The organism is Providencia sp. UF-224 (genome assembly GCF_058245955.1).
Genome location: NZ_JBSICC010000082.1, coordinates 1 through 1,205, shown reverse-complemented (window position 1 = coordinate 1,205; position 1,205 = coordinate 1). Strand labels below are relative to the sequence as shown.

The window sequence follows — 1,205 nt, the reverse complement described above, 5'->3', positions numbered from 1 at the left end:
GTTGTCCAGCGAGGCGATAAAAATTGCTGCTTCATTTTCCATAAAGCCGATTGCGATTGAATCCCCTGACCTGCAAACCAGATAGCACCTTTTCCGCGATTAATCTGGTCAATCGTCTGCATCAGTTCCCCGCTTTTACGAAAACCATGGCCACTTTCAAACAAATTTAGTTGCACTTGCCCTGAAGGGGAAAATTCACTGAGTAATATGCCGCTTTTACTGTATTTCACATTCGGGAGCCAAAGTCGGTCAAATAAACCCACGGCTGCCTGAATAATCTCGCGCGTATCTTGTGTGGGATAAATGAGCGCTTGAGTCTCTTGTCGATAATAGTGTGGTTCATGATGAGAAAAATGACTACTTTGTACCCACAAGGTCACTAACCGACAATGCTGTTTTTCTTCCCGCAGTTTTTCAGCGGCACGTTCAGCAAAGGCACACACCGATTGGCGAACTAACTCGTAGTCCATGACTTTATGGCCAAAAGAACGAGAGCAAATAATTTGTTGCTTGGCGGGCGCAATTTCTTCCAGCTGAAGACAGGATTCACCGTTCAACTCTCGTACTGTTCGCTCTAAAACGACGGAATACAGTTTACGGGCCTGGGACGTCGGTAGCCGACTTAAATCCAAGGCAGTTTCAATCCCACTTTGATTTAAACGCTTTGCTAGTTTACGGCCAATTCCCCAAACGTCCCCAACGGGCACGAGTGCCATGAGTTTTTTCTGACGACTGGGCGAACTTAAATCGACGACACCGCCTGTTTTTTTCCATGTTTTGGCAGCGTGATTGGCCAACTTAGCTAACGTTTTGGTACTGGAAATTCCCACTCCGACAGGCAAGTGAGCACTCCGGAAGACATCCTCTTTTAATTTATGACCAAGTTCATGCCAGGAATACAATGTATCCATACCTGTCAGGTTACAAAAACATTCATCAATACTGTAAACCTCAATTTGAGGCACAATTTGGGAAACTACGGCCATAAATCGATTACTAAAATCGGCATACAAGGGGTAATTTGAAGAAAATACAGCCAGTTGCCTTTGTTTGATTATCTGCTTAATTTCAAAATAAGGGGCTCCCATACGGATATAAGGTTTAGCCTCCGCCGAACGCGCAATCACACAACCGTCATTATTCGAAAGGCAAACAATCGGCTTTCCTTTTAAATCTGGCCGGAAAACGGATTCGCAGGAGGTATA

General features: G+C 44.7%; 1 protein-coding gene. It reads right to left on the bottom strand.

What is annotated here, in order from left to right:
• Positions 1 to 1,205 (bottom strand): translesion error-prone DNA polymerase V subunit UmuC (gene umuC / locus AC4IFO_RS22885; RefSeq protein WP_490737840.1); only part of this gene is annotated, 1,205 nt, incomplete at both ends.